Genomic DNA, 6985 nt, shown 5'->3' on the forward strand with positions numbered 1-6985 from the left:
GGCCTCGGCGGCCAGCCGCAGCTCCTCGGGGGCGGTCACGCCGAACGAGCAGCCGGCCAGGCGCTGGACGTCGACGGCGGTGCCGGTGAACCTGAAGGGCGAGCTTCGCTCGCTTCAGGGGCGCGGGGAACTGCGCGAGAAGCCACGACGCACCCCGCACCCGACGACGCACCCCCGGCGACCCCTACGCCGACTCGTTGAGCAGCCGCCCCAGCAACTCCCGCCCGTCACCCAACAACCCGGAAAGCGGCGCAGCCGACTCGTACCAGCGGGCCTCGTACTCCCAGCACAACCACCCGTCCCACCCCTCCCGGCTGAGCACCTCCACCACCTCGGCGAGCGGCAGCACCCCCGCCCCGAGCGCGAGCGGCGTCGTGTCGTCGGGCCCGGCGATGTCCTTGACCTGGACATAGCCGAGATACGGGGACAGCGCGGCGTACGAGGCCGAGGGCTGCTCGCCGCCGAGCCAGGTGTGCATGACGTCCCAGAGAACGCCCACGTTGCGATGGCCGACGAGCCCGGCGACCCGGGAGGCCGCGGCGCCGGTGCGATGCGAGTCATGGGTCTCCAGCAGGACCCGTACACCGCGGTCGGCCGCGTACTCGGCGGCGACCCCGAGCCGCCGGGCGGCCGTCGCGTCCGCTTCCTCGGCGCTCTGCTCTTCACCGCCGCCGGGGAAGACCCGTACGTAGGACGCGCCCAAGTCGGCCGCCAGGTCGACCAGTTCGCGGACCTGGTCGATGACGGGCCCGTCGTCGTCGGCGGGCGCCGCCACCCGCGCGTACCCGGCGACACCGAGCACTTCGACACCGGCCGCCTTGAACCGGGCGGCCGCGTCCGCCCGCGCGTCGGGGCCGATGCCCGGATGGACCGGCTCCTCGGGATGCGCGCGCAGTTCGACACCGTGATAGCCGTGCGTGGTGGCGAGGCGCAGCACGTCGTCGAGGGGGAGACCAGGGACACCGAGGGTGGAGAACGCCAGTTTCATGGGGCGGACCCTACCCGCCGGTCCACCGACTTATGGAGGGCCTTCTTCCAGTCCTGTCCGACGGGATCGGCGCCGAAGGAGCGGTGCGGACGCTCGCCGACGAGAACGCATCCGTGCCGCCGGTCGATCGAACAGGCCGACGCCAGAGAGTCGTTGGTCCACGGCACCAGCTCGCGGTGGCCGGCACCGCGCGCGCAGTCCGCGCAGGCGCGCACCGGCCGGTCGCCGATGCCCAGGCCCCGCGCCCCTTCGCCCAGGACCACGACCCGCATCCGGAGCGGGTGTGGATCGCCGAGCTGGACGGCCGCCCGGTGGGCTGTGTGAGGTGCGTACGCGACGAGGCGCCCGGCACGGCCCGGCTGCGGCTGCTGCTCAGCGTGCCCGGCCGTCCATCGGGAAGGGCCCCGGTTCAAGTCCGTGTATACGGCAGGTATAGCGGGTGCCAAGTGGCTGGGCGTCGGCCCATGGGTTGGCCAAGCCCTTGCCGCGCGTTGTCCCCGATTTCATCGCGGGCCTCCTCTGCGCCACATCGGGCGGAGCGCAGGGTTGGTTCCAACGGCCCGTGCACCACGGGCCGTTGGCATGCCACCCGGCAGGCGCCGGACCCGGCCCGAGCAGACAGGGGACCTTCCATGGCCGAACTGACCCGACGCAGACTTCTCGGCTCCGCCGCGGGCGCCGTAGGCGGCGCCGCGGCCCTCTCCCTCCTCCCGCCCAGCGTCCAGAAGGCGGTGGCGGCGGGCCCGCCCCGCAAGGGCTCGCTGCGCGACATCGAGCACGTCGTGATGCTCATGCAGGAGAACCGCTCGTTCGACCACTACTTCGGCACGCTCAAGGGGGTGCGCGGTTTCAACGACCCCCATGCGTTGAAGCTGGACACCGGCCGCTCGGTCTTCTACCAGCCCGACGCCGAGAACCCGAAGGGCTACCTGCTCCCGTTCCACCTGGACACCCACTCCACCAGTGCCCAGGCCATCCCCTCCACCTCGCACGCCTGGTCGGTCCAGCACGAGGCGTGGAACAACGGCAAGATGGACCAGTGGCTGCCCGCCCACCGCAAGGCCGACGGCGTCAACGGCCCGTACGTGATGGGGTATTACACCCGCAAGGACATCCCCTTCCAGTTCGCGCTCGCCGAGACCTTCACCATCTGCGACAACTACTACTCCTCGGTCTTCGGCCCGACCTGGCCCAACCGCCTCTACTGGATGACGGGCACCATCGACCCCGGCGGCACGCAGGGCGGCCCGATCCTCAACAACACGGCCCCGCAGCCCTACCGCTGGACGACGTACGCGGAACGGCTCCAGGCGGCCGGCGTCAGCTGGAAGGTCTACCAGCAGGACGACGACTACGGCTGCAACATGCTGGAGCAGTTCGCGTCGTTCAAGAACGCGCAGCCGGGCTCCGACCTGTACGAGCGCGGTGTCCGCTCCCAGCCCGAGGGCACCTTCGAGGACGACGCCCGCAACGACCGCCTCCCGGCGGTGAGCTGGATCATGCCGACGAGCTACCAGTCGGAGCACCCGGACTACCTCCCGGCGGCCGGCGCCGACTTCGTCGCCCAGAAAATAGAAGCGATAGCCAGCAACCCCAAGGTGTGGGCGAAGACCGCCTTCATCCTCAACTACGACGAGAACGACGGCCTGTTCGACCACGTCGCGCCGCCCACGCCCCCTGCGGGCACCGCGGGCGAGTTCGTCAAGGGTCTGCCCATCGGCGGCGGCTTCCGCGTCCCCGCCATCATCGTCTCGCCGTGGACGGTCGGCGGCTGGGTCGCCTCGGAGTCCTTCGACCACACCTCGGCGCTCCAGTTCCTGGAGAGCTTCACGGGCGTCGAGGAGCCCAACATCACCGACTGGCGCCGCCACACCTTCGGCGACCTCACCTCGGCCTTCCGCTTCTCCCACGCCACACCCCGCGCGCCCCGCCTGCCCCACGACACCGCCGAGCAACTGGCCCAGGCCAAGACGGAGGTGGCCACCCTCCCCAAGCCCACCCTCCCCGGCGCCGACCAGCACTTCCCCCACCAGGAACAGGGCCGCCGCCCGCACGTGTAGCCGTCCCGGCATCGGCCGCCGAGCGGGGTGTGGCTCCCGCTCGGCGGCACCTGGGCGTCACTCCACGGCGAACTCGTACTGCACCTCGTAGAGATGGCCGGCCTTGACCATCACCGTGGCCTCGACGGGCCTGCCGGTCTCGCTGTGGACGACGCGGAGCGTGCGCAGAACGGGCAGGTTGCCCGGCAGCCGGAGTGCGGTGCACTGATCCTGCGTGGGTACGCGGGCGGAGACCCGGTCGACGCTCCGGCGCGGCGGGAAACCCAGCTCCGTGAGGAGCGCCGGGGTGCCGCCGCGGATCTTCCGGCGTTCCATGAGGGCGGTTCCCCGGGCGATGTCCAACGGGTAGTAGGAAGCGACCAGTTCGGCCGGTTCCTCATCGAGGCTCAGCAGTTGACGGCGGACGACGCACTGCTCGGTGCCGACCGGCAGGTTCAGGACCTCCGCCACGTCGGCCGGCGGGGTCGTCGTGGCCACTTCGAGGAGGGTGCTGCGGCCCGGAGGAGAGCCCTCCTTGCCCGCCTCGGTGAGCCAGGGGTACGGGGCGCCCGGGGAGGCCGGAGCCAAGGACGACGCAGGACGCAGGGTGTGCTGCCGGTGCGCGCGAACCGTGACGGACGCTCCGGCGCGGCCCACGGCCAGTCCCTCGTCCTTGAGGAGTTGCAGGGCCTTCTGCACGCTGGCGCCGGACGCCTCGAACCGCTCCTTGAGCTGCACGGTCGACGGAATCCTCGCTCCGGGTGCCAGCACCCCGCTCATGATCTGGTCGCGCAGGTCGGCGGCGATCCGCTCGTGCAGCGGGCGGCGGTCGAAGGCGGCGGGGTCGGTACGGGGCACGGTCAGCCGATCCGGATCTCGTAGCGCAGGCGCTGTCGGTGGGCGGGCATGGTGATGAGGTCCGCCTGGATCGGGCGGTCCTGGGCGTCGAGGGTGAGCCGGGTGATCTGCAGCACGGGCTCGTCCTCCGTCATGCGCAACTCCGTCCGCTCCTCGGTGTCCGGCATGCGTGCGGTGATGTCCTCTCGTACCCGTACGCCTACGTGCCCGAGCTGGGCCAAGAGTGCGACGGCGCCGCCGCGGATCTTTCCGGTGCCTGCGAGGGGGGTGCCCCGGGCGATGGCGGTGGGGTAGTACGTGTCCGTCAACTCCGTCGGCACATCGTCGAGTTCGATGACACGTCGGCGGGCGACCACGGGACAGCCCGGTTCAAGGCCGAGCAGAGCCGCGACAGGCGGGGGTGCGGGCACTTCCCCGGCCTGTGCGATGCGCTGGGTGCCCCGGCGGCCCTGAGCCGAGGCCTCCGCGCCCCATGCATCCGACGGGGCGCCTTCGCCGGGCGGGGCCAGGTAGGGCATCGACGTGCTCGTCCAGTCGCTCATGCCGCCCATGGTGCCTCCCGAGTGCCTGTGGTGGCGCTGCCGCAAGCGCGCTTCTCCGGATCGTAGGTGACCCTCCGTGCCGTACACGCTACGCTTGACCTTGTCGCTATTCGTGAATAGCGGTACGGTCTGTTCCATTGTGCACCCCAGGCAAGGCGGTGGCTCAGCGTGTCCCAGTCCCAGCCCTCATCATGGCGAGGACCCTCTGACGGAACTCTGCGGCTGCTTCCGTGGGCGACCTTCGAGGGCAAACCATGCTTCCTCAGTACGGATCCGGGCGGGAACGGATTCCTCTCTCGGCTCGCCGACGAAGCGGAGGTCGAGCAACTCGGCGCCGCGGCCGAGGTGCTGGAGTCCGCCCGAGCCGTACTGGGCGATCTCATGTCGCCGTACGGCGAGCTGAGATACACGAGCCTGCGCCTGTCCCGGTGCCTGGCCGACACCCTGCGGATCGCGGAGAGCCGGGGCGCGCGGATTCCGGCGTCCGGCGGCGACCGGGACTGAACGGGTTCCGCCCGGCGGCCCCCACCCGCGCTGCGATGATCCCTTCATGACCCGTCTCCTCACCCGCACCGACCTTCTCGCCCTCCTCGACCCGGCCGTCTGCGTCGAGGCGCTGGCCGTGGGGTTTCGCGGGGCGGTCTCGGGGGCCGGGGCGCGGCGGGTGGTGGCCGAGTTGCCGTTTCCCGGGACGGCGACGGCGCTGATCCCGGGGCTGCTGCCCGGGATCCCCGCCTACACGGTGAAGGTCAACGCCAAGTTTCCCGGCGCGGCGCCCGCCCTGCGCGGTGTCGTCTGTCTGCACAGCGGTGTCGACGGGGAACTCCTCGCCCTCCTCGACTCCGCGACCGTCACGGCCTGGCGGACCGGGCTCGCCGCCGCGCTCGGGACGCACGCGCTGGCCCGGCCGGAGGCGAGGACGGTCGGCGTGATCGGGGCGGGCGCGCAGGCCGAGCTGATGCTGCGCGGGCTGCGAGCGTTGCGCGACATCGGTGAGGTGTGGGTCCACGACGCCGAGCCCGGCCGGGCCCGGGAGTTCGCCGACCGCCATGGCGCGCGTACGGCACCGGACCCTGCGGCGATCGCCGCCACGGCCGACATCGTCCTCCTCGCGACCTGGTCCCGCACCCCGCTCCTCGGGCTCGCGCAGGCCCGCCCCGGGCAGCACTTCACGACGCTCGGCGCGGACGAGCCCGGCAAGCTGGAGCTGGGCGTCGATCTGCTGCGCGCCGCACGTCTGGTGGTCGACGACCGTGAACTGGGCATGAGCAGTGGGGTTTTGGGGTCCATAGGGATGGATGGAGACGCTGTTCGCGCCACCTCGACCCTGGGGGAGGTTCTGAACCGTGACGTCCCGGTCGGCGACGTGCCGCCCGGGACCGTCACCGTCTACGCCCCGGTCGGACTCCCGTGGCAGGACCTGGCCCTGGCCTGGCTGGCCTACGAGGAGTCGCGGCGGCGGGCCGGCGGCGGGGGCCGCGACATCGATCTTCTCGGCTGAGCCGCGTGCCGGTCAGGCCACCGGGACCAGGGTGAGGTAGGCGATGCCGAGTACGTCCCGGTAGCCCCGGAGCCAGGTCCCCCGGTGGCGGTCGAGCTTGTCGCGGGTCTCCTCGGCGAGCGGGTGGTCGGGGTGGGCGGCCAGCCAGATCTCCTTGTCCGACTGGTAGCCGGACTCGAACGCCTCCCACTCGTCACGGTTCGCCGTCTCCACCCAGGCGGGCCGGAACCCGGCCGCCACGGCACGGTCGACGAGCCCCGCCAGATCGTCGTACTCGTCGGCCCTGGCGTCCGGCCACATCGCGCTCAACTCGGTCTGTGTCGGCGGCCGTTGCCAGTACCCCTCGGCGAGCAGCACCCGGCCGCCCGGCGTGACGAGGCGGCGCAGGGCCTTCAGCGCCTCGGTGGTGTGGTGCGGCGGCTCCGCGCCACTGAGGGCGTGGCTCGCGCTGAGGCAGAGCACCAGGTCGGCGGGGTCGAGCGCGGCGTCGGTCGCGGACTGCTCCAGGAACTCGGCGCGGTCGCCGAGGCCCCGGGCAGCGGCGTTCGCGCGGCCCCGGGCCAGGTCCTCCGCGTTGAGATCGATCCCGCGCCCGGTCGCCCCGGGCACCGCGTCGAGCACCCGCAGCATCAGCTCGCCCCAGCCGCATCCGATGTCGAGGACGCCGGACGGCTTCCCGAGCGCCAGCCGCTCGACGAGGCCCGTGGCCCGGGACTCGGAGAGCGGGCCGTGGAAGGTGAGGCGGGTGAGGCGCGGTGGGAGATCCTGGGTTCTGGTCATGGCGGGCAACGGTACGGCGGGTGCGGCTTCCGCACGACGTAATTTCCGCCGTGCCCCCGTCGTGGCCGGCCGCGCAGCTCCCCGCGCCCCTGGGCGGTTCCCCACGCGCGGCCCGGTGGCCGCTTCTCGCGCAGTTCCCCGCGCCCCTGAAGCATGCGCTGCGCGCAGCTTCCCCGAGGAGATGGCGCACGAAGTGCGCATCTCAGGGGCGCGGGCTGGCTCGCCTACAGCGTGCCCGGTGTCCTGGTGATCGGCGTCCTCGGCGTCCTCTGGGGAG

General features: G+C 72.3%; 8 protein-coding genes and 1 pseudogene. 3 read left to right on the forward strand and 6 right to left on the reverse strand.

Going from position 1 to position 6985, the window contains the following annotated elements; all coding sequences use genetic code 11:
* The 3 genes and pseudogenes from ABZ930_RS41095 to ABZ930_RS41105 all read right to left on the reverse strand — a co-directional run.
* Positions 1-90: pseudogene (locus ABZ930_RS41095) on the reverse strand (oxidoreductase); the annotation flags it as partial.
* A gap of 94 nt (positions 91-184) precedes the next feature.
* Complete coding sequence (locus ABZ930_RS41100; protein WP_361560648.1) at positions 185-988, reverse strand: sugar phosphate isomerase/epimerase family protein; 804 nt, start codon at positions 986-988, stop codon at positions 185-187.
* On the reverse strand, positions 985-1260 hold the full coding sequence (locus tag ABZ930_RS41105; protein ID WP_361560651.1) for a hypothetical protein: 276 nt from the start codon (positions 1258-1260) through the stop codon (positions 985-987). The genes ABZ930_RS41100 and ABZ930_RS41105 overlap by 4 nt, the downstream gene beginning before the upstream one ends.
* A 360-nt stretch (positions 1261-1620) precedes the next feature.
* Between ABZ930_RS41105 and ABZ930_RS41110 the strand changes: the two genes are divergently transcribed.
* Positions 1621-3048, forward strand: coding sequence for an alkaline phosphatase family protein (locus tag ABZ930_RS41110; RefSeq protein ID WP_361560654.1), 1428 nt, complete (start codon positions 1621-1623; stop codon positions 3046-3048).
* 57 nt (positions 3049-3105) lie between these two features.
* Here the strand turns inward: ABZ930_RS41110 and ABZ930_RS41115 are convergent, their stop codons facing one another.
* Positions 3106-3891 carry a GntR family transcriptional regulator gene (locus ABZ930_RS41115; RefSeq protein ID WP_361560669.1) on the reverse strand — a complete coding sequence of 262 codons (786 nt, stop codon included), beginning with the start codon at positions 3889-3891 and terminating at the stop codon, positions 3106-3108.
* Positions 3888-4427: a UTRA domain-containing protein gene (locus ABZ930_RS41120; protein WP_361560657.1), complete on the reverse strand. Its 540-nt coding sequence runs from the start codon at positions 4425-4427 to the stop codon at positions 3888-3890. The genes ABZ930_RS41115 and ABZ930_RS41120 overlap by 4 nt, the downstream gene beginning before the upstream one ends.
* A gap of 381 nt (positions 4428-4808) precedes the next feature.
* On the opposite strand from ABZ930_RS41120, the gene ABZ930_RS41125 reads away from it, so the two are divergent.
* Positions 4809-4931 (forward strand): hypothetical protein, encoded by a 123-nt coding sequence (locus tag ABZ930_RS41125; RefSeq protein ID WP_361560660.1) that lies wholly within the window; start codon positions 4809-4811, stop codon positions 4929-4931.
* A 46-nt stretch (positions 4932-4977) separates the two neighbouring features.
* Complete coding sequence (locus tag ABZ930_RS41130) at positions 4978-5928, forward strand: NAD(P)-binding domain-containing protein (protein WP_361560663.1); 951 nt, start codon at positions 4978-4980, stop codon at positions 5926-5928.
* A 12-nt stretch (positions 5929-5940) separates the two neighbouring features.
* Here the strand turns inward: ABZ930_RS41130 and ABZ930_RS41135 are convergent, their stop codons facing one another.
* Positions 5941-6708: a class I SAM-dependent methyltransferase gene (locus tag ABZ930_RS41135; RefSeq protein ID WP_361560666.1), complete on the reverse strand. Its 768-nt coding sequence runs from the start codon at positions 6706-6708 to the stop codon at positions 5941-5943.
* Positions 6709-6985: the final 277 nt, after the last annotated feature.

The sequence above is a fragment of the Streptomyces sp. NPDC046716 genome (assembly GCF_040645755.1).
In the GTDB taxonomy this organism is placed as follows: Bacteria; Actinomycetota; Actinomycetes; order Streptomycetales; family Streptomycetaceae; genus Streptomyces.